Source organism: Sphingomonas sp. Leaf37, from assembly GCF_920939475.1.
Lineage (GTDB): Bacteria > Pseudomonadota > Alphaproteobacteria > Sphingomonadales > Sphingomonadaceae > Sphingomonas.
The window spans coordinates 697,722-722,334 of record NZ_CAKLAX010000002.1; the positions used below are offsets into that span (position 1 = coordinate 697,722).

General features: G+C 66.9%; 20 protein-coding genes and 1 tRNA gene. 14 read left to right on the forward strand and 7 right to left on the reverse strand.

Features of this window, described 5'->3' with window-relative positions; translation table 11 throughout:
* Positions 1–21: 21 nt before the first annotated feature.
* Positions 22–2,154, reverse strand: a complete 2,133-nt coding sequence (locus LRA87_RS08755) for a prolyl oligopeptidase family serine peptidase (protein WP_230630975.1) — start codon at positions 2,152–2,154, stop codon at positions 22–24.
* An 83-nt stretch (positions 2,155–2,237) separates the two neighbouring features.
* Here LRA87_RS08755 and LRA87_RS08760 point away from each other — a divergent pair, with 83 nt between their 5' ends.
* A complete protein-coding gene (locus LRA87_RS08760; protein WP_230630976.1) occupies positions 2,238–3,635 on the forward strand; it encodes an MFS transporter in 1,398 nt (465 codons plus the stop codon).
* 160 nt (positions 3,636–3,795) lie between these two features.
* On the opposite strand, the gene LRA87_RS08765 is transcribed toward LRA87_RS08760, so the two are convergent.
* Positions 3,796–5,541, reverse strand: a complete 1,746-nt coding sequence (locus tag LRA87_RS08765) for a DUF885 domain-containing protein (RefSeq protein WP_230630977.1) — start codon at positions 5,539–5,541, stop codon at positions 3,796–3,798.
* 126 nt (positions 5,542–5,667) lie between these two features.
* Here LRA87_RS08765 and LRA87_RS08770 point away from each other — a divergent pair, with 126 nt between their 5' ends.
* Together LRA87_RS08770 and acs are read left to right on the forward strand one after the other, a co-directional pair.
* On the forward strand, positions 5,668–6,495 hold the full coding sequence (locus tag LRA87_RS08770) for an alpha/beta fold hydrolase (RefSeq protein WP_230630978.1): 828 nt from the start codon (positions 5,668–5,670) through the stop codon (positions 6,493–6,495).
* Between the two features lie 90 nt (positions 6,496–6,585).
* On the forward strand, positions 6,586–8,523 hold the full coding sequence (gene acs, locus LRA87_RS08775) for an acetate--CoA ligase (RefSeq protein WP_230630979.1): 1,938 nt from the start codon (positions 6,586–6,588) through the stop codon (positions 8,521–8,523).
* Positions 8,524–8,659: 136 nt separating this feature from the next.
* Here acs and uvsE read toward each other — a convergent pair whose 3' ends face one another.
* Positions 8,660–9,799, reverse strand: a complete 1,140-nt coding sequence (gene uvsE, locus LRA87_RS08780; protein ID WP_230630980.1) for a UV DNA damage repair endonuclease UvsE — start codon at positions 9,797–9,799, stop codon at positions 8,660–8,662.
* 97 nt (positions 9,800–9,896) lie between these two features.
* On the opposite strand from uvsE, the gene LRA87_RS08785 reads away from it, so the two are divergent.
* The gene (locus LRA87_RS08785; RefSeq protein ID WP_230631213.1) at positions 9,897–11,945 is read left to right on the forward strand and encodes a carbon starvation CstA family protein; all 2,049 of its coding nucleotides are present in this window, start codon (positions 9,897–9,899) and stop codon (positions 11,943–11,945) included.
* A complete protein-coding gene (locus LRA87_RS08790) occupies positions 11,942–12,133 on the forward strand; it encodes a YbdD/YjiX family protein (protein ID WP_230630981.1) in 192 nt (63 codons plus the stop codon). The genes LRA87_RS08785 and LRA87_RS08790 overlap by 4 nt, the downstream gene beginning before the upstream one ends.
* 205 nt (positions 12,134–12,338) lie before the next feature.
* Here the strand turns inward: LRA87_RS08790 and LRA87_RS08795 are convergent, their stop codons facing one another.
* Positions 12,339–12,782, reverse strand: coding sequence for a MarR family winged helix-turn-helix transcriptional regulator (locus LRA87_RS08795; RefSeq protein ID WP_230630982.1), 444 nt, complete (start codon positions 12,780–12,782; stop codon positions 12,339–12,341).
* A gap of 88 nt (positions 12,783–12,870) precedes the next feature.
* Here LRA87_RS08795 and LRA87_RS08800 point away from each other — a divergent pair, with 88 nt between their 5' ends.
* The 5 genes from LRA87_RS08800 (at position 12,871) to LRA87_RS08820 (ending at position 18,668) form a co-directional block, all read left to right on the forward strand.
* Positions 12,871–14,052: an HlyD family secretion protein gene (locus LRA87_RS08800; RefSeq protein ID WP_230630983.1), complete on the forward strand. Its 1,182-nt coding sequence runs from the start codon at positions 12,871–12,873 to the stop codon at positions 14,050–14,052.
* A complete protein-coding gene (locus LRA87_RS08805; protein WP_230630984.1) occupies positions 14,049–15,626 on the forward strand; it encodes an MDR family MFS transporter in 1,578 nt (525 codons plus the stop codon). Before LRA87_RS08800 ends, LRA87_RS08805 begins: the two co-directional genes overlap by 4 nt.
* 7 nt (positions 15,627–15,633) lie before the next feature.
* Positions 15,634–17,085, forward strand: coding sequence for an efflux transporter outer membrane subunit (locus tag LRA87_RS08810; protein ID WP_230631215.1), 1,452 nt, complete (start codon positions 15,634–15,636; stop codon positions 17,083–17,085).
* A 72-nt stretch (positions 17,086–17,157) separates the two neighbouring features.
* On the forward strand, positions 17,158–18,255 hold the full coding sequence (locus LRA87_RS08815) for a GAF domain-containing protein (RefSeq protein ID WP_230630985.1): 1,098 nt from the start codon (positions 17,158–17,160) through the stop codon (positions 18,253–18,255).
* Positions 18,252–18,668, forward strand: a complete 417-nt coding sequence (locus tag LRA87_RS08820; protein WP_230630986.1) for a response regulator — start codon at positions 18,252–18,254, stop codon at positions 18,666–18,668. The genes LRA87_RS08815 and LRA87_RS08820 overlap by 4 nt, the downstream gene beginning before the upstream one ends.
* Before the next feature lie 7 nt (positions 18,669–18,675).
* Here the strand turns inward: LRA87_RS08820 and LRA87_RS08825 are convergent, their stop codons facing one another.
* Together LRA87_RS08825 and LRA87_RS08830 are read right to left on the reverse strand one after the other, a co-directional pair.
* A complete protein-coding gene (locus LRA87_RS08825) occupies positions 18,676–19,701 on the reverse strand; it encodes a spore coat protein U domain-containing protein (protein ID WP_230630987.1) in 1,026 nt (341 codons plus the stop codon).
* A 126-nt stretch (positions 19,702–19,827) separates the two neighbouring features.
* A tRNA-Pro gene (locus LRA87_RS08830) sits at positions 19,828–19,904 on the reverse strand.
* Between the two features lie 208 nt (positions 19,905–20,112).
* Between LRA87_RS08830 and yajC the strand changes: the two genes are divergently transcribed.
* From yajC to LRA87_RS08850, 4 genes are read left to right on the forward strand one after another with little or no spacing between them, the layout of a single operon-like run.
* Positions 20,113–20,451: a preprotein translocase subunit YajC gene (gene yajC, locus LRA87_RS08835; RefSeq protein WP_230630988.1), complete on the forward strand. Its 339-nt coding sequence runs from the start codon at positions 20,113–20,115 to the stop codon at positions 20,449–20,451.
* The gene (secD, locus tag LRA87_RS08840) at positions 20,451–22,052 is read left to right on the forward strand and encodes a protein translocase subunit SecD (RefSeq protein WP_230630989.1); all 1,602 of its coding nucleotides are present in this window, start codon (positions 20,451–20,453) and stop codon (positions 22,050–22,052) included. The genes yajC and secD overlap by 1 nt, the downstream gene beginning before the upstream one ends.
* A gap of 16 nt (positions 22,053–22,068) precedes the next feature.
* A complete protein-coding gene (gene secF / locus LRA87_RS08845) occupies positions 22,069–23,043 on the forward strand; it encodes a protein translocase subunit SecF (RefSeq protein WP_230630990.1) in 975 nt (324 codons plus the stop codon).
* Positions 23,044–23,047: 4 nt separating this feature from the next.
* On the forward strand, positions 23,048–23,422 hold the full coding sequence (locus tag LRA87_RS08850) for an Mth938-like domain-containing protein (protein ID WP_230630991.1): 375 nt from the start codon (positions 23,048–23,050) through the stop codon (positions 23,420–23,422).
* Here LRA87_RS08850 and LRA87_RS08855 read toward each other — a convergent pair.
* Positions 23,404–24,609 (reverse strand): glycosyltransferase, encoded by a 1,206-nt coding sequence (locus LRA87_RS08855; protein ID WP_230630992.1) that lies wholly within the window; start codon positions 24,607–24,609, stop codon positions 23,404–23,406. The genes LRA87_RS08850 and LRA87_RS08855 overlap by 19 nt on opposite strands.
* Positions 24,610–24,613 lie beyond the last annotated feature (4 nt).

Genomic DNA, 24,613 nt, shown 5'->3' on the forward strand with positions numbered 1-24,613 from the left:
TACCCTCCGGCGTGGGTCACGCTATTTCGCCGCGGTCTGACTCCCTGCGGCCGGCCCCATCAGCTTTTGTGCGAAGTACGTCATCTGCAGCGCCTGCAACCGCGCGCCCTGTTCGATGTCGGCATCGCCCGAATGGCCGCCGGCGGTGTCCTCGTAGAACAGATACGGCAGGTTATATTCCTTCAGCCGCGCGGCGAACTTGCGCGCGTGCTGCGGGCCGACGCGGTCGTCCTTGGTCGTCGTCCAGATGTACGGCTCCGGATAGGCGACGCCCTTCTTGATGTTCTGGTAGGGCGAGATCGTCTGGAGAAACGCCTTCTCCTCCGGCACCGTCACCGAACCATATTCGTCGACCCAGGACGCGCCCGCGGCGATCTGTTCGTAGCGGATCATGTCGAGCAGCGGCACCTGGATCGTCACGGCCTTCCACAGGTCGGGATGCTGGTTGAACTCGACGCCCATCAGCAGGCCGCCGTTCGACCCGCCATAGATGCCGAGCGTCTGCGGGCTGGTCAGCTTGCGGCTGAACAGGTCCTTCGCGACGCTGGCGAAATCGTCGTAGATCACCTGCCGCTTGGTCTTGCGACCGGCGTCATGCCACTTCGGCCCGAACTCGCCGCCGCCGCGGATATTGGCGAGGACGAAGCTGCCGCCGCGCTCCAGCCACAGCTTGCCGGTCGAGGCGTTGTAGCTGGGCAGCATCGGCAGCTCGAACCCGCCGTATGCCGTCATGATCGTCGGCGTCGTGCCGTCCAGCGCCACGCCCTTTTTGTGGACGATGAAATACGGCACCTTGGTGCCGTCGGTCGAGGTCGCCTCATGCTGCTCGACGACCAGATTGGCGGCATCGAACTTGGCGGGCAGCGTCTTGACCGGCGTGGCGGCGGTGGCCGCCGCGGCATCGAGCGGCAGCAAGGTCGTCGGCGTCAGGAAGCCGGTGACGGTCAGATAGGCATGGTCGCTCTTGTCGTCGGCGCTGGCGACGCCGAGCGACGCATTGTCGGGCAGCGCCACCGGCTTCGACGTCCAGCCGCTCTTGCCCGGCGTGTAGATCGCCGCACGACCACGCACGTTGTCGTTGTAGATCAGCACGACGTTGTTCTTCGTCGTCACCACCTCGTCGACCGACTGGCGCGGCGTCGGCGAGAACACCAGCACCGGCTTGATCGCATTGGCCTGCACCTCGGCGACCGGCGCGGACGCCAGCGCGCCGGCCGGGATCGCACCCCAGGGATCGCTGGTCTGGAACAGCACCTGCCCAGCGACCATGCCGGCGGGCGAGGTGCGCGCCGGGATATCGAGCTTCTTGGTGCCCTGCGGCGTCCAGACATGCGTCTCGCCACCGAAGAAGGTCGTACGCCGCTGGATCGCGACCAGCCTGTTGCCCTGTCCGTCGGTGATCACGCCGGCATAGGTGCCGAGCTGGTCGGTCGGTTGCCCGCGGAAGATTTCCTGCGCCTGCTCCAGCGGCTGGCCGCGCTTCACCATCTTGACCACGAACGGGTAGCTCGACGCGGTCATCGTCCCCTGCCCCCAGTCGCGGCTGACCAGCAAAGTATCCTTGTCGAGCCACGACGCACCCTGCTTCGACTTGGACAGCGCAAAGCCATTGGCGACGAACTGCCCGGTCTGGAGATCGAACTCGCGATAGCTGATCGCATCCTCGCCGCCCTCGGACAGCGCGACCAGACACAGCCGTTCGTCGGGCTGGAGGCAGGACGCGCCCTTCCACACCCACTTCTTGCCCTCGGCCTGCGACAGCGCGTCGAGGTCGAGCACCGTCGTCCATTGCGGCTGCGCGGCGGCGTAACCCGCCTCCGTCGTCCACCGCCAGATGCCCTGCGGATGATCGGCGTCGCGCCAGAAGTTGTAGATGCGGCCGAACAACTGGTTCGGCATCGGGATGCGATCCTTAGCCGACGCGATCGCCAGCGCCTCGGCATAGAAGGTCTTGTAGCGCGGATCGTTCTGCAACCGCGGCAGCGTCTTGGCATTCTCCGCCTCGACCCAGGCAAGCGGCTTCGCGCCGTCCTTGTCCTCGAGCCAGATGTACGGATCGGTCGCGGTGGTGGTATCGGTCATCGGCTTCACTTGGGCGAGCGCAGGGGCCGCGGCAAGAAGGGTAGAGGCGAGCAGCAGGCTACGGAGGATCATCGGTTGCGTAACTCCCATGGATGCGGCGGTTCTGCCGACCAAAGCGTTGCCGCGCAATCCGCTACGCTTCCGACGAGAGAACGATGACCGACGGCTTGGCTCTGCCCCGCCGCTATGTCGCGATCGGCGCGATCTCCGCCGGCACCGCGCTCGTGATCATCGACGGCGGCATCGCGACCGTGGCGCTCCCGACGATCGCGCGCGACCTGCACGTCGGCAACAGCGCGGTGGTGGCGGTCGTGACCGTCTACCAGCTCATCCTTGCGATGATGATCCTGCCCTTCGCCGGGCTGGGCGACAAGTTCGGCCTCAAGCGCACCTACCAGTTCGGCCAGCTCGTCTTCACCGTCGCGACGATGCTCTGCTTCTTCGCCAAGAGCCTGCCGTTCCTGCTCGTCGTTCGCGCCGCGCAGGCGCTCGGCGCGGCGGCGGCGTTGAGCGTGTCGTCGGCGCTGATCCGCTCGATCTATCCCTCGACGCAACTGGGCCGAGGCCTCGGCATCAATTCGGTGGTGGTGTCGAGTTCGGCCGCCCTCGCCCCGACGCTCGGCGGCCTCGTCCTCGGCGTCGCGCCCTGGCCCTGGGTGTTCGCCAGCGCCGTGCCTTTCGCGATCCTCAGCCTGGTGCTCGGCCGCGCCCTCCCCGCGCCGCAGCCGCGCGACGAGAAGTTCGACGTGCTCGGCGCAGTGATGTGCGCCAGTATGATCGGCCTCGTCATCTCCGGCGCGGAGAGCGCGGTGCACGGCGACAGCCCGGTGGTGTCGGCGGCGATCGTCGCAGTCGGCGCCGGCATCGGCTGGTTCTTCATTCGCCGCGAACGGCACGAGGCGAAGCCGATCCTGCCCATCGACCTGCTCGCCAAGCCGGTCATCGCACTATCGGCCGTCGGTGCCTACACCGCCTTCACCGCATCGATGACGCTGCTGCTGTCGACGCCGTTCCGCCTGACCCACGGCTATGGCTTCACCCCGGCGGAGGTCGGCGCGGCGATCGCGCCCTGGCCGCTCACCAATATGATTGTTGCGCCGCTGGCCGGCTGGCTGTCGGACCGGGTGCCGGCGGGCATCCTCGGCGGCATCGGCATGGCCGTATCGATCGCCGCGCTGCTGCTGATCGCGACGCTGCCGCCGGACGCAGCCTATTTCGATATCGCGTGGCGCATGGCGCTGTGCGGCTCCGGCTTCGGCCTGTTCCTGCCACCCAACGCCCGCCTCATCATCGGCTCCGCCCCCCGCGAGCGCGCCGCAGCGGCAGGCGGCCTCGTCGGCACGGTCCGGCTGGTCGGCCAAACCACGGGCGCGACCTTGGTAGCGGCACTACTGGCGGCGGGCGTTGGCGGCGGCATGACCCCGCCACTCGTCGCCGCCGGCCTAGCGCTGGTAGCGGGCCTGTGCAGCCTCGCCCGCCTGCGCCCCTCGATCCGCAACCCCCGCAGCGACGAAGCGGAAGACGAACAGCCGGGCACGCAGGTCTCGAGATAGAAGAAAGTTGGTTCACGCGGAGGCGCGGAGACGCGGAGGTGTCCCGCCTGCCGCGCCAGCGGCCCTCATCCATCAACCGTTCGGCAAATCCGACGCTCGGATCATCAGGATAAAGCTGCCGCGGGCGAGCCCCCTCCGCGCCTCCGCGCGAACAATCCTTCTAAAACACCGTCTTGGCCTCAGCCTCCCCCATCATCCGCTGCCGGACCAACGGAATCGCCGGCCCGCCGTAACTCAGGAACTGATCGTGGAACGCCTTCCAAGCCTTCCGCCCGCCACGGCTCGCCACCCAGTCGTCGCGCAGCTTGCGGATCAGCAGCTTGCCCATCGTATAGTTCAGATACGCCGGATCGTACGTCCCCCGCGCCGCCTGCTGCCGCGAATTGCCCTCGTCCTGATAGCATTGCTCGCGGAACATCGTCAGGCTCTGCGCCTGCGTCATCCCCCGCGCATGCAGCCCGATCGCCGACAGGAAGCGGCAATCGCGCAGCAGCGCATTGCTGATCTGCCCGATATGCGTCTCGGCATCGCCCTTGTTCAGGCCCGCCTCCCACATCATCTCCTCGGCATAATGCGCCCAGCCCTCGGCAAAGGCATACCCCACGAAGATCCGCCCAAACATCGACTTCGACCGGTTGGCATGCAGGAACTGGAGGAAATGCCCCGGCATCACCTCGTGCACCGACGTGAACAGCAGATCCTTCTTCCCCGGTACGAAGGCATCGCGCGTCTTCTGGTCCCACGCCGGATCGGGCGGAGAGATATAATAGACCGACGGGATGTTCTTCTCATACGGCCCGGCGGGATCGATATAGGCCGAATTCTGCCGGTTGTACGGCGGGCTTTCCTCGACCTTCGCCTCCTCGGTGCCGGGGATCGTGACGAGGTCGTTCTTTTCAACGAACGCGCGCAGCACCGGGATCTGGCGCCGCGCCTCCGCCACCGGACCATCGGCCGCCTTGTCGGCGTTCATCTTGTCGATGCATTCGGGGATCGTCTTGCCCCTGGCGAACAGCTTGCACGCGGCCGCCAGCGCATCCTGATTGCGCTTCAGGTCCGCGCGGCCTGCCGCCTCCAGCGTATCGAGCGAGGTGTCGACCCCTTCCGTCGCCCGCACCATCCGCTGGAATCGATCCGCGCCCAGCGCGAAATCGTCCGTCGCCGTGGCACGCTGGCCGTTCAGCCACGTGCCGAGGTCACGCATCGCGTCACTGGCCGCCGTGGCGGCCTGCGTCAGCTGATCCTGCATCGCGGGATCGGCGACATCGGCGAACGCCTTCCGGGCATCACCGACGTAATAATCCGCGAACCCGTTGAAACCCGCCACGCCGTAATCGATGAACGATCGCGGCATCGGCGTCTTCAGATTGGCGCGGATGTTCCCCGCCGCCGCCGGCACGCGTTGCAGAAAGGCGATCAGCGCCTTCATCCGCGTCGGCGCATCGGCATAGGGTCGCGCGATATAGACGTTGGGGTCGAGCCCGCCGCCGACATAATAAGCCGGATTGCTGTGCGGCTGGTCGGCATCGTCGAGCCAGAACAGCTTCCCCTCGGCGACGCGGATCAGATAATCCCGCTCGAACGCCTCGTCCGGCGTGAGGTCGGCGTCGCCGAAGGCACGGGCGCGATCGATCGCCTGATGCAGGAATTCCGACTGCCGCTTCAGCCCCGCCGCACTCCAGTCGGGCAACTGCCCGTCGAAGTCGTGCCGCCCCTGATAGACCGCATTGGCCGGATCGAGCTTGAACCAGCTCTCGACGAAAGCGTCCCGGAACTGCGCCCAGTTGCTCGGCTTCGCGGGGGTCGCCGCCGGTGCCGCCGCATTCTGGTCGGACGCCGCCGGCTTGCTCGGCGAACAGCCCGATACGGCGATGGCCAGCAGCGATGCCGCCAGGATGATACGCATGTCCTACTCCTCGATTCGCGCTTTGCACCGATGCTGACAGCCGCGCCGCCGGAATGCCACCCCGTGAGGAACGGCCATCCGCCGCCATCGTTGACCGCCGGCAAACGCCTGAAAGGACTTCGCATCATGCCTTACGTCAAAACCCGCGACGGCACCGACATCTACGTCAAGGATTGGGGATCGGGCCGTCCGGTGATCCTGCTGCACGGCTGGCCGCTGTCCGCCGACAGTTGGGACCCGCAGATGATGGCGCTGGCCGATGCGGGCTTCCGCGCCATCGCCTACGACCGGCGCGGGTTCGGGCGGTCGGGCCAGCCGTGGAGCGGATATGACTACGACACGCTGGCGGACGATCTCGCCGACGTCATGGCCGCCACGGGCGCGGAGAACGATGCCGCGGTGATCGGCTTTTCGATGGGCGGCGGCGAGGTCGCGCGCTACATGAGCCGGCACGGCGGCAAGGGCGTGATCGCCGCCGGGCTGGTCGCTTCCGTCGTCCCCTACATGCTGAAAACCGAGGACAATCCGCACGGTACGCCGGAAGAGAAGCTGGCCGAGATCGGCGCCAGCATCCAGAAGGATCGCGCGCATTTCTTCCGCGACACCTTCTTCAAGCAGTTCTTCGGCGTCGGCGTCATCAGCCACCCGGTCAGCGACGACGTGCTCGACTGGGCAACCGCGACGGCGATGCAGGCGGGCCTCAAGCCGACGCTCGCCTGTGCGCAGGCGTTCGGCCACACCGACTTCCGTCCCGACCTGTCCGCGTTTCGCGTGCCGACCCTCATCATCCACGGCACGGCGGATGCGACGGTGCCGATCGACGCCGCCGGCCGCGCCGCATCGGTCGGCATCGCGAACAGCCAGCTGGTCGAATATGACGGCGCGCCGCACGGCCTGTTCGCCACCCACGGCGACCGCCTGACCAGCGACCTGCTCACCTTCCTCGGTCGATAGGCAAAGGCGGCTGGCATCTTGCCGGCCGCCTGACTAGTCAATGCCACGGGTGCCGCCAGAGCATCCGTGGTTCCTAGCCGAGGGTGCGTGATGACCGATCCAGAAATCTATCCGATCAGCGGCGATTGGACCAACGCCAGCCTCAACCCCAAGCTGTACGAAGAACTGTACGAGGCCGCGGCGAGCAATCCCGGCAGCTTCTGGCTCGATCAGGCGACCAAGCGGCTCGACTGGATCAAGGAACCGACGATCGCCGGCGACTGGTCGTTCGCCAAGGCCGATTTCCACATCAAATGGTTTGCCGACGGCAAGCTCAACGTCGCCGCCAACTGCCTCGACCGGCACCTCGCCAAGCACGGCGACACCGTCGCGATCATCTGGGAACCCGACGAGCCCGGCGAGGATGCGCGCCACATCACCTATCGCGAACTCCACGCCGAGGTCTGCCGCTTCGCCAACGTCCTGAAGGCGCAGGGCGTCGCCAAGGGCGACCGCGTCACGCTCTACATGCCGATGATCCCGGAGGCGGCCTATGCCGCGCTCGCCTGCGCCCGGATCGGCGCGATCCATTCGGTGGTGTTCGGCGGCTTCTCGGCGGACGCGCTCGCAGGCCGGATCGAGGATTGCGGATCCAAAATCGTCATCACCGCCGACGAAGGCCGCCGCGGCGGCAAGCGCATCAAGCTCAAGGCGTGCGTCGACGAGGCCGCCACCCGCGCGCCCGGCCTCGAGAAGGTCATCGTCGTGAAAGCCACCGGCGCGGACGTGCCGATGGGCGCACGCGACATCTGGTATCACGAAGCCGCCGCCGCGGTCGGCACCGACTGCGCGCCAGAACCGATGGCGGCGGAGGACCCGCTGTTCATCCTCTACACCAGCGGATCGACCGGCAAGCCGAAGGGCGTGCTGCACACCTCGGCCGGCTATCTGCTCTGGGCCGACTACACCTTCAAGATCGCCTTCGACTATAAGCCGGGCCAGGTGTTCTGGTGCGCCGCCGACATCGGCTGGGTGACGGGGCACACCTACATTCTCTACGGCCCGCTTTCGAACGGCGCGACGACGCTCATGTTCGAAGGGCTGCCGACCTGGCCCGACGCCAGCCGCATCTGGCAGGTGGTCGACCGGCACAAGGTCCACACGCTCTTCACCGCACCCACGGCGCTCCGCGCGCTGATGAAGGAGGGCGACGATTACGTCCGCAAGACCGACCGATCCTCGCTGAAGCTGTTGGGCTCGGTCGGCGAACCGATCAACCCGGAGGCATGGCGCTGGTATCACGACGTCGTCGGCGGCGGGCGTGCGCCGATCGTCGATGCGTGGTGGCAGACCGAAACCGGCGGCATCATGATCGCCCCCCTGCCCGGCGCGGTGCCGATGAAGCCCGGCTCCGCATCGAAACCGCTACCCGGCGTCCAACCGCAGCTGGTCGACGACAAGGGCACGCCGCTGATGGGTGCTGCGCAGGGCAACCTCGTCATCACGCAAAGCTGGCCGGGCCAGATGCGCGGCGTCTGGGGCGATGAGGACCGGTTCTTCCAGACCTATTTCACCACGTACGAAGGCAAATACACCACCGGCGACGGCTGCCGCCGCGACGCCGACGGCTATTACTGGATCACCGGGCGGACTGACGACGTCATCAACGTCTCAGGCCATCGCATGGGCACCGCCGAGGTCGAAAGCGCGCTGGTGCTGCACGAGGCGGTGGCGGAAGCCGCGGTCGTCGGCATGCCGCACGACGTCAAGGGCCAGGGCATCTACGCCTATGTCACCCTCAACGCCGGCCGCGACGGCGACGAGGATTTGCGCAAGGCGCTGGTCGCCTGGGTCCGCCAGGAGATCGGCCCGATCGCCACCCCCGACAAACTCCAGTTCGCCCCCGCGCTGCCCAAGACCCGGTCAGGCAAGATCATGCGCCGCATCCTCCGCAAGATCGCCGAGGGCGACACGTCGAGCCTTGGCGACACCTCCACCCTCGCCGACCCGGCCGTGGTCGACGATCTGGTCGCGAACAGGGTAGCCTAGCCCTCTCCTCCTCCCCTCCCTGCAAGGGAGGGGTCGGGGGTGGGTGGATGCCTGACGATACGGCGCCGCAAGCCATCGGTCGTACATATCGCCAAGACGCCACCCACCCCCAGCCCCTCCCTTCCAGGGAGGGGAGCTACTGCACCCCCTCATCTACATCCGGCTCCTCGTCCGCCGACACCCCCTGCTCCAACGCAGCCTCATCCCGCGCCAGCCCCTCCGCATCCTCCGCGAAAATCCCGAACCGCGCCGCCACATCCGGCGCGAACCGCAGCAGGTCCGGCCGCAGCTTCAGCAGGCTGACGTCCTTCGCCTTCCCCTCCATCATCACGTCGAACACCAGCCCTTCCGCCATCCGCATGAAGGTCGCGAATTCGAACGGGTTGGTGAAGTCGGCATGCCCCGTCCAGATCGGCGGGCGCAGCACCGTCTTGACGCGCGCATTGGCCTTGACCGGCGCCTTGGTCACTTCGCCCTTCTTGGTCACCTTCCCGCTCGCGCGATCCTTGGCGGTGACCTTCTGCTTGATCTCCCGCATCTCCGTCCGCGGCGACGAAAAGTGAATTTTCGGTCGCACGCCATCCGGCCACGTCCCGAGAAACCGCTTCAGCGTCGCCCGCATGTCGAGCCCCTCCGGATTGAGACACCAGAAATGCTGATAGTCGAAGATCAGCCGCACCCCCGTCCGCTCGTGCAGCCACAAGGCATCCGCGGCGGAAAAGCGGATATCGTCATTCTCCAGCACCAGCCGCCGCCGGACATGCTCGGGGCAGGCGTTCCACCCCTCGATCCACCGTGCCCGGCTCGCCTCGTGATCGCCGTAGACGCCGCCGACGTGCGTCACCATCACTGCCTCGTCGTCCAGCTCCATCCGGTCGAGCATTTCGGCTTGGCTCGACAGGTCCCAGATGCTCTTGGCGGTCAGGTCGGAATCGGGGCTGTTGAGCAGCACATATTGCGACGGATGGAACGACAAACGGACGTCGTATTCACGCGCTTTCGCCCCGAATGCCCGTAATTCGGCATCACTTTCGGCCACCATTCGATGAAATTGGGGCATATTCGGGTGCGTTGCGTACGGCGCTAGGTCCGACGACAGCCGGTACATGTTCAGATCGTGCGCCTTCAGATGGTCGAGAACCCGGTCGACCTCCTCCAGCGAGCATTTCAGATGCGGGCCTTTCTGCCAGCGTCGGGTGTCGTTGCTCTTGAGGCCGGGCTTGCCCATCACCTTGACGGGAAAGCCTAATCTGAGCGGTCGTGCGGCATCGGTCATGTCGCTATCAACGACCGCGACCACCACCGGTTGCCCGCTCCGGCCACGGCGGTTAGGCAGGTCCACAACGGTTAAACGGGGGAGACGCGCGTTGGGCATCGCAAGCAGGATCGGCTGGATCGTCCTCGCCCTGATCGGCGCCGGAGCGCTCGCCGTCATCGCCACCGCGCGCGGCGAAGCGGTGAACGCGGTGTGGATCGTCGTCGCCGCGGTCTCGGTCTACCTGATCGCCTATCGCTTCTACTCGCTCTACCTTGCCAAGGTGGTGGTCGGGCTCGATCCCTCGCGGCCGACGCCGGCGGTGCGTCACCCCGATGGCCTCGATTTCGTGCCGACCGATCGGCGGGTGCTGTTCGGGCATCACTTCGCCGCGATCGCCGGCGCGGGGCCGCTGGTCGGCCCGGTGCTCGCCGCGCAGATGGGCTATCTGCCGGGGATGCTGTGGATTCTGGCGGGCGTCGTGCTGGCGGGCGCGGTGCAGGACTTCATGGTGCTGTTCCTGTCGATGCGGCGCGACGGGCGGTCGCTCGGCGAGCTGATTCGGATGGAAATGGGCGCGGTGCCGGGGACGATTGCGCTGTTCGGCGCGTTCATGATCATGGTCATCATCCTCGCGGTGCTGGCGTTGATCGTGGTGCGGGCGCTGGCGGACAGCCCGTGGGGGATGTTCACCGTCGCCGCGACGATCCCGCTGGCGCTGCTGATGGGCGTCTACACGCGCTGGATCAGGCCGGGCCGGATCGGCGAGGTGTCGCTGCTCGGCCTCGTCGGGCTGATACTCGCGATCGTCTACGGACAGGATATCGCGGCGTCGGCGACATGGGCGCCGTGGTTCACCTATACGCCGGTGCAGCTCTGCTGGATCCTGATCGGCTATGGCGCGATCGCGTCGCTGCTGCCGGTGTGGCTGCTGCTCGCGCCGCGCGATTACCTGTCGACCTTCCTCAAGATCGGCGCGATCGCAGCATTGGCGATCGGCATCGTCGTGGTGGCGCCACCGATGCGCATGCCGGCACTGACCCAGTTCATCGACGGCAGCGGACCGGTGTGGTCCGGGTCGCTGTTCCCGTTCCTGTTCATCACCATCGCCTGCGGTGCCGTTTCCGGCTTCCACGCGCTGATCGCCAGCGGAACCACCCCCAAGCTGATCGCGAGCGAGGGCGATGCGCGCTTCATCGGCTATGGCGCGATGCTGATGGAAAGCTTCGTCGCGATCATGGCGCTGGTCGGCGCGTCGATCATCGATCCGGGCGTCTATTTCGCGATGAACAGCCCGGCGGCGGTGGTCGGCACCGACGCCGCCAGCGCCGCGGTCGCAGTGACCGCGATGGGCTTTCCGATCAGCGCGGAGACGATCGCATCGACCGCGCGGGATGTCGGCGAAACGACGATCATCAGCCGCGCAGGCGGCGCGCCGACATTGGCGGTCGGCATGGCGCACATCTTCAGCAACCTCATCGGCGGACGCGCGATGATGGCCTTCTGGTATCATTTCGCGATCCTGTTCGAGGCTTTGTTCATCCTGACCGCCGTCGATGCCGGCACCCGTGCGGGACGGTTCATGCTGCAGGACCTGATCGGGCTGGCGGTGCCGAGCTTCCGCAATTCGACGTCGTTCGTGCCGGGGCTGATCGGCACCGGGTTATGCGTCACGGCGTGGGGGTTCTTCCTGTATCAGGGCGTCACCGATCCGCTGGGCGGCGTGAACACGCTGTGGCCGCTGTTCGGCATATCGAACCAGATGCTTGCGGCGGTCGCGCTGGTGCTGGCGACGGTGGTGCTGTTCCGGATGAAGCGCGAACGCTACGCCTGGGTGACGATCCTGCCCGCGACATGGCTGGTTCTGTGTACCGTCACCGCCAGCCTGATGAAGCTGTTCTCCGCCGATCCCCGCGTCGGCTTCCTCGCGCACGCCAGCCGCTTCTCCGAAGCCGCCGCGCGCGGCGAGGTGCTCGCCCCCGCCAAGTCGCTCGCCGAGATGAGCCGAGTAGTAATGAACGACCGCATCGACGCCGCGCTGTGCGCGCTGTTCCTGGCGGTGGTGGTGTCGATCATCGGCTACGGTATTCGCACCTGCCTGATCGCGCGGCGCCTGGATGCGCCGAGCACCAGCGAAGCTCCTGCCCATGCGGTGGCGGCGGAATGAGCGCCGCAGGGCTATGGCGAGGGCTTGCCGATGCGGGCCGGTTGATGGTCGGCGTCCCGTCCTACCGCACCTATGTCGAGCATATGGCGGCCACGCATCCCGACCGGCCGGTGATGACGGAGGCGGCGTTCTTCCGTGACCGTCAGGAGGCACGATACGGCGGGCGCAATGGCGGCAAATGCTGCTGACGGATCGCCGCCCCCCAACTCTTCACCCCAACAGAACGAACGTCACCGCGCAGATCGACAGCGCCGCACCGCTGGCGGCGCAGAGCATCCCGAAACCACATTGGCACAAGGTCGGCTGATACCGGTCCATGACACCTCTCCTCTGCCGTTCTGACGACGGCAATACGAAGGCTAACACAGCCCGGATCGGTTGCAATAGCCAAGGTTAGCTGCGGTGCAGCGCCTCCTGCGCGTCGACCGCGGCAAGCATCCGGCCGAGCATGTCCTCGAGTTGCGCCTGTTCCCCGACGCTGAGCACGCCGAACACATCGTCGATCAGCGCCTGCCGCATCGGCTCGGTCTCACCGATCACGCGGCGGCCGGAATCGGTGATCGACACCTGCTTCACCCGTCGATCGCGCGTGTCGGGGGTGCGGACCACCAACCCGTCGCGTTCCAGCCCGTCGATCGCCTCGGTCACCGTTCGCGGCGCATTGTCGAAGAATTCGGCGATGTCCGCCGCGCGCGCCGGTCCTCGCTTGGCGAGGAACAGCAGCAGCTTGGTGCGCGCCAGCGACGCGCCCTGATCGGCCATGCGGCGGTTCATCAGACGATGCATGCGCAGGAACAGGCTGAACAGGCTGGATGCGAGGGGTTCGGATGCTGACATATGTGAGGACCCTCATTAAATGGTCTTGCACTATGCTGCAAGTGCGAGCATCTAAGGCTCGCATTCCTGACCCATAAAGATGAAGCGCATGGCCGAACACGAGCAACAGCCGGATGACAGCAGCGAATCGCACGACCAGAGCGCGGAGGACGCCCCCGCCAGGCCGTCGCCGCTCAAAAGTCCGAAAGTCCGCATCATCCTGCTGCTGGTGCTCGCCGCGGCGGTGATCGGCGGCGTGCTGTGGTATGTTCGCTACCAGAGCGTCGGCAAGTTCATGCAGGGCACCGACGACGCCTATATCCAGGCGGACGCGGTCACGATCTCGCCCAAGGTGTCCGGCTATGTCGACAAGGTGTTCGTCGCCGACAACCAGCAGGTGAAGGCCGGCGATCCCCTGCTGCGGATCGACGCGCGCGACTATCGCGCGCAGGCCGCGCAGGTCGAGGCGCAGATCGACGTCGCCCGCGCCAATGCCGAGGGCGTCCGCGCACAGATCCGCGAGCAACAGGCGGCGATCGACAAGGCGCGATCGGACCTTGCCGCCGCACGCAGCGACGCCGCCTTCGCGCATGCCGAGGTCGTCCGCTACCAGCCGCTCGCCGCGTCGGGCGCCGAAACGCGCGAGAAGCTGTCGCAACTGATCAATCAGGCGCGTCAGGCCGACGCACAGGTCGCCGCCGCCAACGCAGCCCTGGTCAGCGCCACCCGTCGCGTCGGGACGTTGCAGGCGCAGGTCCAGCAGGCGCAGGCGCAGGGTCAGGCGAGTCGCGCCCAGCTGGAGGCCGCCAACGTCAACGTCGGCGCCACGATCATCCGCGCCAGCATCGACGGCCGTGTCGGCGACAAGACGGTGCGGATCGGCCAGTTCGTCCAGGCCGGTACGCGGCTGATGTCCGTCGTCCCCGTGCAGCAATTGTACGTAGAGGCGAACTTCAAGGAGACGCAGCTCGGCCTGATGCGTGTCGGCCAGCCGGTGACGCTGGAAGTCGACGCGCTGCCCGGCGTCGAGATCCGCGGCCATGTCGAGAGTGTGTCGCCCGGCACCGGTGCGCAATTCTCGCTGCTGCCGCCACAGAATGCGACCGGCAATTTCACCAAGATCGTCCAGCGCATTCCGGTCCGCATCGCGATCGACGCCGGTCAGGAAACCCGCCAGCTGCTGGTGCCGGGCATGTCGGCGGACGTCACGGTCGATACCCGCTCCGCCAAGGGCACCGTCCAGCGCATCAAGGACGAGCAGGAACGGCATAACGAGCGGCGCGCGCGATGAGCAGCGCCGCCGCTCCGGCCGGGCGCGCGCTCGCCAGCGGGGGTGCCGGCACGCCTGAAAAGGCGGATCTCGGCGCGTGGCTGGCGGTGGCGGCGGGCAGCCTCGGCGCGCTGATGGCGACGCTTGACATCTCGATCGTCAACTCGGCGTTGCCGGTGATCCAGGGCGAGATTGGAGCCAGCGGCACCGAAGGCACGTGGATCGCGACCTCCTATCTGGTCGCCGAGATCATCATCATTCCGCTGGCCGCGTGGCTGGAGCGGGTGCTGGGCCTGCGCACCTTCCTGCTCATCGCCTCGGTCCTGTTCACCGCTTTCTCGGTGGTGTGTGGCCTCTCGACCTCGCTGACGATGATGATCGTCGGGCGCGCAGGCCAGGGCATCACCGGCGGCGCGCTGATCCCGACCGCGATGACGATCATCGCGACCCGGTTGCCACGCTCGCAGCAGCCGATCGGCACCGCCCTGTTCGGCGTCACCGCCATCCTCGGTCCGGTGCTCGGCCCCCTGATCGGCGGCTACCTGACCGAAAACGTCAGCTGGCATTACGCCTTCTTCCTCAACATCCCCGTCGGCGTGCTCCTGCTCGTGCTGCTGCTGGTCGGCCTGCCGCATCAAAAGGCCCACCTCGGCGAATTGCTGAAGGCCGACTGGCTCGGCATCGCCGGTCTGGCGCTCGGCCTCGGCGGACTGACCGTGGTGCTCGAAGAGGGGCAACGCGAACAATGGTTCCAGTCGGCGCTGATCATCAAGCTCACCGCGCTTACCGTGTTAGGGCTGGTGATGCTGTTCGCCGGGCAGTTCATCTCGCAGAAGCCGGTGGTGAAGCTGCGGCTGCTGCTCGACCGCCAGTTCGGCAGCGTCGCGACGATGGGCCTGGTGCTCGGCATGGTGCTGTACGGCAGCAGCTACGTCATTCCGCAGTTCCTGGCGGCGATTGCCGACTATAACGCTCTGCAATCAGGCAAGGTGGTGCTGCTCAGCGGCATCCCAAGCCTGTTGATGATGCCGCTGGTGCCGATCATGATTCGCCGCCTCGACATCCGGCTCGCGGTGGCGACCGGGTTGTTGCTGATGGCGCTGAGCTGTTACCTCGACACGACGCTGACCGCGGACTCGGTGGGCAGCGCCTTCACCGACTCGCAGCTGCTGCGCGGCGTCGGCACCATCTTGGGTTTCGTCTTCCTCAATCAGGCCGCGATTGCTTCGGTTCGTCCGGAGGAAGCGGGCGACGCTGCCGGTCTGTTCAGCGCCGCGCGCAACATCGGCGGGTCGTTCGCGCTCGCCGGCATCGCGACCTTGCAGGACCAGCGCAGCTACCTGCACAGCCGCCGCATCGACGAGACGCTGAACGCCAATTCGGTCGCCCTGCAGGATTACCTCGCGGGGACGGCCCGGTCGCTCGGCGATGCCGCCACAGCGATCCAGTCGCTGGGTGGCACGATCCAGCGCGAGGCGCTGGTGATGACCTACAACGACCTGTTCTGGCTGCTATCGGTCGGCATCTGCTGTGTCGTGCCGCTGGTCCTGTTCCTCCGCCCGCTGCCGCATGGCAAAGTCGCGGCGATGCATTGAGGCGATGATGCGTACCCTCCCCCTTCTTGCCCTCGCTCTGACGCTGGGTGCCTGCACCGTCGGACCGAACTACGCCGGCCCGCCGAAGACGCTGTCCGACACGTCGGGCAGTACCGGATTCAGGCGGGGTGGCCAGAGCGCCAGCCCCGCTGCGCCCGCTATCGCCGCATGGTGGACGCAGCTCAACGATGCGACGCTGACCGATCTCGAACGCCGCGCACTTGCGGCAAACCCCAATATCGCGGTCGCGCAGGCCCGGCTGCGGCAGGCGCGTGCGTCGCTTCGACTGGAGCGCGCCAATCAGGCACCCAACGCCAACGTTTCGGCGACCTATCTCCACGCCCGCGTTCCCGGAATCGATCTCGGCGATGCGACCGGCGGCGGTGCGGGGGGTGGAAGCGGCAGCGATACCGGCGCCAGTGCGGTCGATGTCTACAACCTCGGTTTCGACGCCAGCTGGGAAGTCGACCTGTTCGGCGGTCGCCGCCGCTCGGTCGAGGCGGCACGGGCGCAGGCACAGGCGGCGGAGGCGAACGTCGCCGATGCGCAGGTCAGCCTGACCGCCGATGTGGCACAGGCCTATGTCAATCTGCGCGACCGGCAGCGGCGTATCGTGTTGGCGCAGCAATCGGCGCGGATGCAGCAGCAGATGCTCGCGCTCACGCGGCAGCGGTTCGATCGCGGTGCCGCCTCCGCGCTCGACGTCGAGCGGCTGAGCGGGCAGGTCGAGGCGACCAATGGCCAGATCGTGCCGTTGCAGGCCGAGCTCGAAAGCTACCTCAACGCGCTCGCGGTGCTGACCGGGCAGGAGCCGGGCGCACTCGATGCGATGCTGACGCAGCCCGCACCGGTGCCGCTGCCGCCGGCGCAGGTCGCGGTCGGCGACGCCACCGCCTTGCTGCAACGCCGCCCCGATATCCGCGCCGCCGAACGCCAGCTGGCGCAACGCACGGCGCAGATCGGCATCGCCGATGCGGCGCGCTTCCCGCGGCTCAATATCCTGGGGCTGATCGGCCTCGGCGGCACTCAGCTGTCGGACATCAGCCCGGACAAGCTGCTCGGCATCGCCGCGCCGATGCTGCAATGGAATGTGCTCGACTTCGGCCGCAACCGTGCGCGCATCAATCAGGCCGAGGGGCAGCGTGACGAAGCGGAGGCGCAATATCGCGGTGCCGTGCTGACGGCATTGCGCGACGCCGAGGATTCGCTGTCGCGCTTCGGCCATCGGCGGGAAACGGTCGCCAGCCTGATGCGCAGCAAGGCGAGCGCAGACCGTGCGGCCGACCTGATGCAGCAACGCTTCCGCGCCGGCACTGCGACGCTGATCGATACGCTCGACGCCGAACGCAGCCGCGTGGCGGCGGATCAGAACCTGTCCGCCGGCGTCGCCAGCCTGACCGGCGATTTCGTATCGCTGCAAAAGGCATTGGGTTTGGGCTGGACCGACCCGGCGGCATAAAATCTATCCTGATCAGCGTGATACCGACAGCGACTGTTGCCTGACCGGGCGTCGGGGGCCTAAGGGTCGGTCATGATCCCCGTCGAAACGCCGACCGCGATCCCGGTGGACGATCCGCATGGGTCCGTACCGCAGCGATATCTGTCCTTGCTGGCCGATGTCGCCGAACGACTGCTGTCGGCGGGCAGCCCGGCGGCGATGGTCGACGAGCTGTTCGCGCTGATCCGCCGCGAACTCCGGCTCGACATCTTCTTCAACTATCGGCTGGAAGACGATCGGCTGGTCCTCGAAGCGCATGGCGGCATGACCGCGGCGGAGGCGCGCGACGGCGCCGAACTGCGGCTCGGTCAGGCGGTCTGTGGTTGCGTGGCACGGGATCGGCGACCGATTCATGCGACAGACGTGCAATCGTCGGACGACCCCCTGCACGCATTCGTCAAGAACCTGGGGCTGGACGCCTATGTCTGCACGCCGTTGCTGCACGGCGACCGGCTGCTGGGTACGCTCGGTTTCGGGCGGCGCTGGGCAAATTGTTTCACCGCCGACGAGATCAGCTTCCTGCACACCGTCTGTCACTACGTCGCGCTCGCGAAGTATCGGTTGCAGACGGAGGCGGAACTGCGTGACGGGGTCGAGGCCCGCGAACGATTGCTCGCCGAACTGAATCATCGCGTCCGCAATGCATTGCAGGTGGCGGTCGGGCTGGTGGCGGTCGAACTCGCCGATGCGGACGAGGACGCGCGGGCACCGCTGGCACGCGCCGTCGATCGCCTGCAAGTGCTCGCGCTCGCGCATCGTCCGCTCTACGCCGGCGAAACCCCCGACGCGATCGATCTGGGCAAATTGCTGACCGGGGTGGTTGAAGGGCGCGGCGACGGTGTCGCGCTTGGCCGGATCCATGCGGCACCGCCGGTTCCGGTCGAGATGGCGACCGCGCTGGCATTGCTGATCCACACGTTACTCGACGGTCGCAAAGCCGACGATCCCGTCGCGATCGCGATAGCCGTCGACGCGGGCCGCTTGCATGTCACGTTCGCCAATCTGGCACCGCGGGACGATCGGCAGGGTGCTGCCGCCCGCATGAAGACGGCGTTGCTGCGGCAGTTGCGCGGGACGATCGCGGTCGGCACCGAAGGCACAACGCTCAGCATTCCACTGGATCACCGATGATGGAAGCCATCCCGCGCTCGCTCAAACTGCTCGTCGTCGAGGACGAGGCGCTGGTCGCGATGCTGGTGGAGGACGCGCTGACGCTGCACGGTCATCGGGTCGTCGGCATTGCGGATACGCTGGCCTCCGCGCTGGAGACGGCGGATCGCGAGTGTCCCGATATGGCTCTATGCGACGTGAAGCTGGCCCTGGGCGACAATGGCATCGCCGTCGCGCAGGCACTTGCCGGGCGGGGCATTCCCAGCATCTTCCTCAGCGGCAATTGTCCGGCTGGTGCGGGCCACCCCCTGATCCTCGGCTGTATCGCCAAGCCGTTCCATAACGCCACGCTGGGCGATGCCGTGAACGCCGCTTATGCGATCACCCGCGGCGAAACGCCGGCACGGATGCCGTCGATGCTGACGCTCTACTGATGCCGCGTCAGCGGACCAGATAGGGGAACGACACCGAAAATCCGCTCGACGGATTCAATGCACCACGCGGCCTGAACCGTAGATGCGTGACGTTGGCCTCGGACGTCCGGTTGCCCGCGACCGGCGCATAGGCCCATGTCGCGCCGTTGTCGGTGGAAAAATCGACATCGTCGGTCGTGCTGCCGGGCGTATAATTGAACGCGATGCCGGATGACGGCTGGCCATCCGCAAAGCCGATCACGGGGGCGTTCGTCCCGTCGCCGTCCAGCGCGACGCTGGTCCGGTTCGGAACCTTGTAGATCAACACGACGCCTTCCAGCGGCACGAGATCGGGATTGTCCACCCGCAGCGTCGTCCGCCCCTTGGCGCCGGGAAAGTCCAGCGGCGCCGCCGTGCCCTTCACCGGGTCCCACGTCGTGACGGACGTCAGCGCCATCGTCATCGTCACCGCCTGAACGTCGAGCGTGACGGTGATCACGCTTTTGACCGGCACCGGCGGCGTCTCGTACCCGCCGATACAGATCAGCGCGGAGATACCTCGGCAGATCCGCCAGTCCCACGTGATCGTGATGACGTCCTTGTACTGGCCGACCGGTGGCTGCGCACCGCTCGGTATGGTCAGGTACAGCGGCATCGTCCCGTTGTTCGCGCCCAGCAGGCCCAACGCGTTGATCACGTTGTTCTGCATGTATTCGGTCGTCTTGTCCTGCGTCAGCGCGACCGTACCGCCGGGATCGGCCGCGGCGGTGTAGGCGATATCCGTCGACGCCCCCTTCAGCTTCAACCCGTTCAGGCTGGAAAAGGTCGCGCGGACCGAATTGCTGCCAAGGATCACCAGCAGGCTCGCATCGCAGGTCAGGCCGGCGGACCCGACGATCGCAGGCACCTTGCCGGCCTGCACCGCTGCGGGCGAATAGGGCCCCGCATTCCTGGTCGCGGCGGCACTCGCATTGCACAGCGCCGCCGCTGCCGGCGTGGCGCAACAGGCCGCCGCCATCGCCGCGAACAGACCGATCCAACGAAAACGCGACATCAAACCCCCGGCGCCGATCATCTGTCGCCGACATGCGGATCGGCCGGTAAACGACCTGTTACGAAATCGAATTGGATGTTTTTCCGGCCGCCCGGCGACGGCTGTCCGACGATCCGCCGGATGAAATGGTCGGGGCGACAGGATTCGAACCTGCGACCCCCACACCCCCAGTGTGATGCGCTACCAGGCTGCGCTACGCCCCGACCGACGGGACCGATCGCCACAAGGCCGTCGATCCCGGAGCGGGGCCTGTAGGCGGGTCGGTGCGGCGATGCAAGCCGCCTTTGCGCGACACACCCGCCACCGCAACCTCGCCACGTCCCGCCGTTGCGCAGAACCCCAAGCGATGCTAGCGCGCGGCGCTTCAGGTGCGGGGGGATTTCTCCTGCCGATCAGCCATGCACGGATCAGATGTTCATCTCCCCAGCTTATGCCCAGACCGCCGGCGGCGCCGCTGAATCCGGCGGGTTCGCCTCGCTCATCAGCTTCGCACCGCTGCTGCTCATCTTCATCGTCTTCTATTTCCTGATGATTCGCCCGCAGCAGACCCGCATGAAGGCGTTGCAGGCCGCCGTCGCCGCGGTGAAGAAGGGTGACAGCGTCGTCACCGCCGGCGGCATCATCGGCCGCGTGACCAGGGTCGAGGACACGATCGTCGAGGTAGAGGTCGCCCCCAACACCCGCATCCGCGTGGTCAAGGCGACCATCGCCGAGGTGACCGGCCTCAACTCGAAGCCGGCGAACGACTGATGCTCGACTTCCCGCGTTGGAAGGTGGTGTCGATCTGGGCCGTGCTGGCGTTGCTGTGCGCGCTGGCGATCCCGACGTTCCTGCCTGAATCGACCACGGCCAACTGGCCGTTCGCGCCGCGCGTCAACAAGGGCCTCGACCTTGCCGGCGGCAGCTACCTGATGCTGGAAGCGGATACGCAGGATCTCGCGAACACGCGGATCGAGGCGTTGCGCGAACAGATCCAGGGCACGATGCGCAACGGCACGCCGCGGATCCAGATCGGCGACATTTCGACGCGCAACAACCAGATCAGCTTCATGCTGCGCGATCCCAGCCAGGTCGACGCGGCCCGCGAACGCCTGCTCGGTATCACCGGCGGCGGCGCAGGCATGACCGGCCAGCGCGAATGGGACATCCAGGTCGTCGATTCGAGCCGTTTCGTGCTCAGCCCGACGCAGGCCGGGATGAACGAGGCGATCAAGACCGCGATGGAGGACGCGACCGACGTCGTCCGCCGCCGCATCGACGAACTCGGCACCCGCGAACCGACCATCGTCCGCCAGGGCGACAACCGCATCCTCGTACAGGTGCCGGGCCTCGGGAATCCGCAGGCGTTGAAGGACCTGCTGGGCAAGACCGCACGCCTCGAATTCAAGCTCGTCGATACGACCGCCAACGATCCGGCGCAGCTCGCCAAGGGCATCGCGCCGATCGGCAGCCAGGTGCTCCCCTATCCCGGCAACCCGTCGGGCATTCCGTTCATCGCGGTCAAGCGCTCGGTCATCATCTCGGGCGACCAGCTCGCTGATTCGCGTCAGGCGTTCGACCAGCAGACCAACCAGCCGAACGTCCAGATCACGTTCAACGCGGTCGGCGGCAACCGCTTCGCCCGCGTGACGCAGCAGAACACCGGCAAGCCGTTCGCGATGATCGTCGACAACAAGGTGATCTCCGCACCGAACATCAACGAACCGATCCTCGGCGGCAATGCGGTCATCAACGGTGGCTTCACCGTCGAAAGCGCCAACGAACTCGCCATCGCGCTGCGTTCGGGCAAGTTGCCCGTCGCCCTCAAGGTCATCGAGGAATCGACCGTCGGACCCGATCTCGGCGCCGATTCGATCCGCGCCGGCATCCTCGCCTGCTCGGTCGCGGTCGCGCTCGTCGTCGTCTTCATGTTCCTGACCTATGGCCGCTTCGGCCTCTATGCGAACCTCGCGGTCGTCATCAACGTGTTCGTCATCCTCGGCGTCCTCGCGATGCTGAAGGGGACGCTGACCCTGCCGGGCATCGCCGGCTTCGTGCTGACGATCGGTACGGCGGTCGACGCCAACGTGCTGATCAACGAACGCATCCGCGAGGAACGCCGTCGTGGGCGATCCGTCGTCCAGGCGGTCGAACTCGGCTACAAGGAAGCCAGCCGCACCATCTTCGAAGCCAACATGACGCATGCCATCTCGGGCATCATCATGTTCATCCTGGGCTCCGGCCCGGTGAAGGGCTTCGCCGTCGTGCTGCTGATCGGCATCGTCACCTCGGTCTTCACCGCCGTCACGTTCACGCGCATGCTCGTCGTGCTGTGGATCCGGCGCGAGAAGCCCAAGACGATCAACATCTGAGGCGAAAGGCCAAGACATGCGCCTCCTGAAAATCGTACCCGATCACACCAACATCGATTTCGTCTCGTTACGCGGCTGGGCGTTCGGGCTGACCCTGCTGCTCAGCATCCTCGCGGTCGGCCTCACCGGCGTGAAGGGCCTGAATTTCGGCGTCGACTTCGCCGGCGGCCTGATGATCGAGGAGAAGTTCCCGACTCCGCCCGATCAGGACAAGGTCCGCACGGTCGTCGACAATCTCGGCGTCGGCGATGCCGCGCTGCAGCAGTTCGGCGATCCGCGCACGCTGGTCATCCGTCTGCCCGTGCAGGACGGTGCCGATGAAGGCGCCACCAACGCCGTGGTCAAGAAAGTGGAGACGGCGCTCGGGCAGGGGTTTCCCGGCGCGACGTTCAGCCGCTATTCGACCGTGTCCAGCAAGGTCTCGGGCGAGCTGATCCGCAATGGCGTACTCGCCGTCGTCCTTGCGGTGCTCGGCATCGGCCTGTTCGCGATCGTCCGCTTCGAATGGCAGTTCGGCGTCTCGACCATCGTCGCGATCGTCCACGATCTGCTGATGACGGTCGGTTTCTTCGCGTTGAGCCAGTTCGAATTCGACCTCAACATCGTCGCGGCGGTCCTCACCATCATCGGCTATTCGATCAACGACAAGATCGTCATCGATGATCGCATCCGCGAGAACATGCGCCGCTATCGCAAGATGGAGATGCGCGAGATCGTCAATCTGTCGGTCAACGAAACGCTGCCCCGCACCGTCATGACCTCGGTCACGATCCTGCTCGCGCTGGTCGCGATGCTGGCGCTCGGCGGCCACGTGCTGCGCGGCTTCACCGCCGCGATGATCCTCGGTATCGTGGTCGGCACCTATTCGTCGATCTACGTGTCGTCGTCGCTGCTCATCACGCTCGGCCTGCGCGCCGAGCCGGACACGACGGAGCGCCCCGATCGCCGCAGCATGGACAACGCCGAGCGGGTCGCCCCGCGGGAGCGTTGATGCGATGCGAATGGAGCGGGAACAGCAGGCCGGCGGACCGATCGTCCGCGGCTTTGCCGGCAGCGGCTTTCGCGTCGATGACGAAACGGTCTATCGCGCGCTGCTGCTGACGCCGGAAACGGCGGCGGAATGGACGCCGCCGCCGCTCGACCTGCTGGACGACTCGGCGTTGCAGCCGCTGATCGATCTGGCTCCCGAATTCATCCTGATCGGTACGGGCGGCACGCTGGTCCGGCCGCCGGTCGGGCTGGTCCGCGCGCTCGAGGATCGCGAGATCGGGGTCGAGGCGATGGATAGCCGCGCCGCTGCCCGCGCCTGGGGTGTGCTGCGCGGTGAAGGCCGGGTCATCGGCGCCGCGCTCTACCCTCTCGACGCCTGACGCTGCCGCGGCGTCCGCCGCCGACCCCGCGCCACCAGGGTGGCGAGATGCGCCACCAGCGCGGCGCGATTGGCTTCCCATGTGAAATCGGTTGCAGCAGCGCGCACGGCGTCCGGCTCGGGCGGATGCGCCAGCACGTCGGCGATGCCAACCGCGATATTGGCGGGGTTGCCGGCGACGATCCGCCCGGCATCGCGCGTCCGCACAACCTCACGCGCGCCGCCGGCATCGGAAATCACGATCGGCGTTCCGCACGCGAGCGCCTCCAGCCACGCATTGGCCAACCCTTCGGATGTCGAGGCCAACGCCATGACGTCTGCCGCACCGATGATCGCCGGCAGGTCAGCATGCGCGATCCCGCCGAGCAGTCGCACGCGATCCGCCACGCCCAGTTCCGCCGCCAGGGCCTTCAACCGGCCGTGCTCCGGCCCCTGACCGGCGATCGCCAGCGTTACCCCGGGCAAAACGGCGATCGCGTGCAGCACCAGGTGATGCCCCTTGCGCGGGATGAGCGCGCCGAGCGACAGCACCAGCGGGCCGTCCACGCCCAGTGCCGCTTTGGCGTTCCTGCGATCGATCGGACGAAAGCGGTCCAGATCGACGCCGGTATGATGAACCCTGACGCGCTCGCCCGGAATCCCGATGCCGGCCATGTCGGCGCGCATCGCCGCACTGACCGCCAGCAGCCCGTCGGCCGCCTGCCCCGCCGCTACGACCTGTGCGGCGGTCGCTCCGCTCGTCCCCCAGTGATGGATGTCGGCGCCCCGCGCCTTGATCGATACGGGCACGCCATAGCGTTCGCCCAGCGCCACCGCCGCGGGGCCATCGGGAAAGAAGAACGACGCATCGATCACGTCGAACGGAAAATCGTGCCGAATCCTGTCCAGCAGCGGCTCCAGCGCGCGCAGAAGATGGTGCGCGTGCCAGCGCCCGCCCACTGCCGGGATACTGGTGAAGCGCGGTCTGTACACGTCGATCCGGCGCCACATCTCGCGTTCCGGTAGCGACAGCTTGTCGGCATGCTGGATCAGCGCCAGCGGCCCCGGTGGCAGGCCGATCGGCGCGACCACCTTCACCTCGACACCGTCCGTCGCCGCCAGTCCGGCTGTCTGCCGCTCGACGAAAATGCCGAAATTTGGTCGCGTCGCGTCCGGGAACAGGGTGGAGAGTGTCAGGACCCGAAGCATAGGG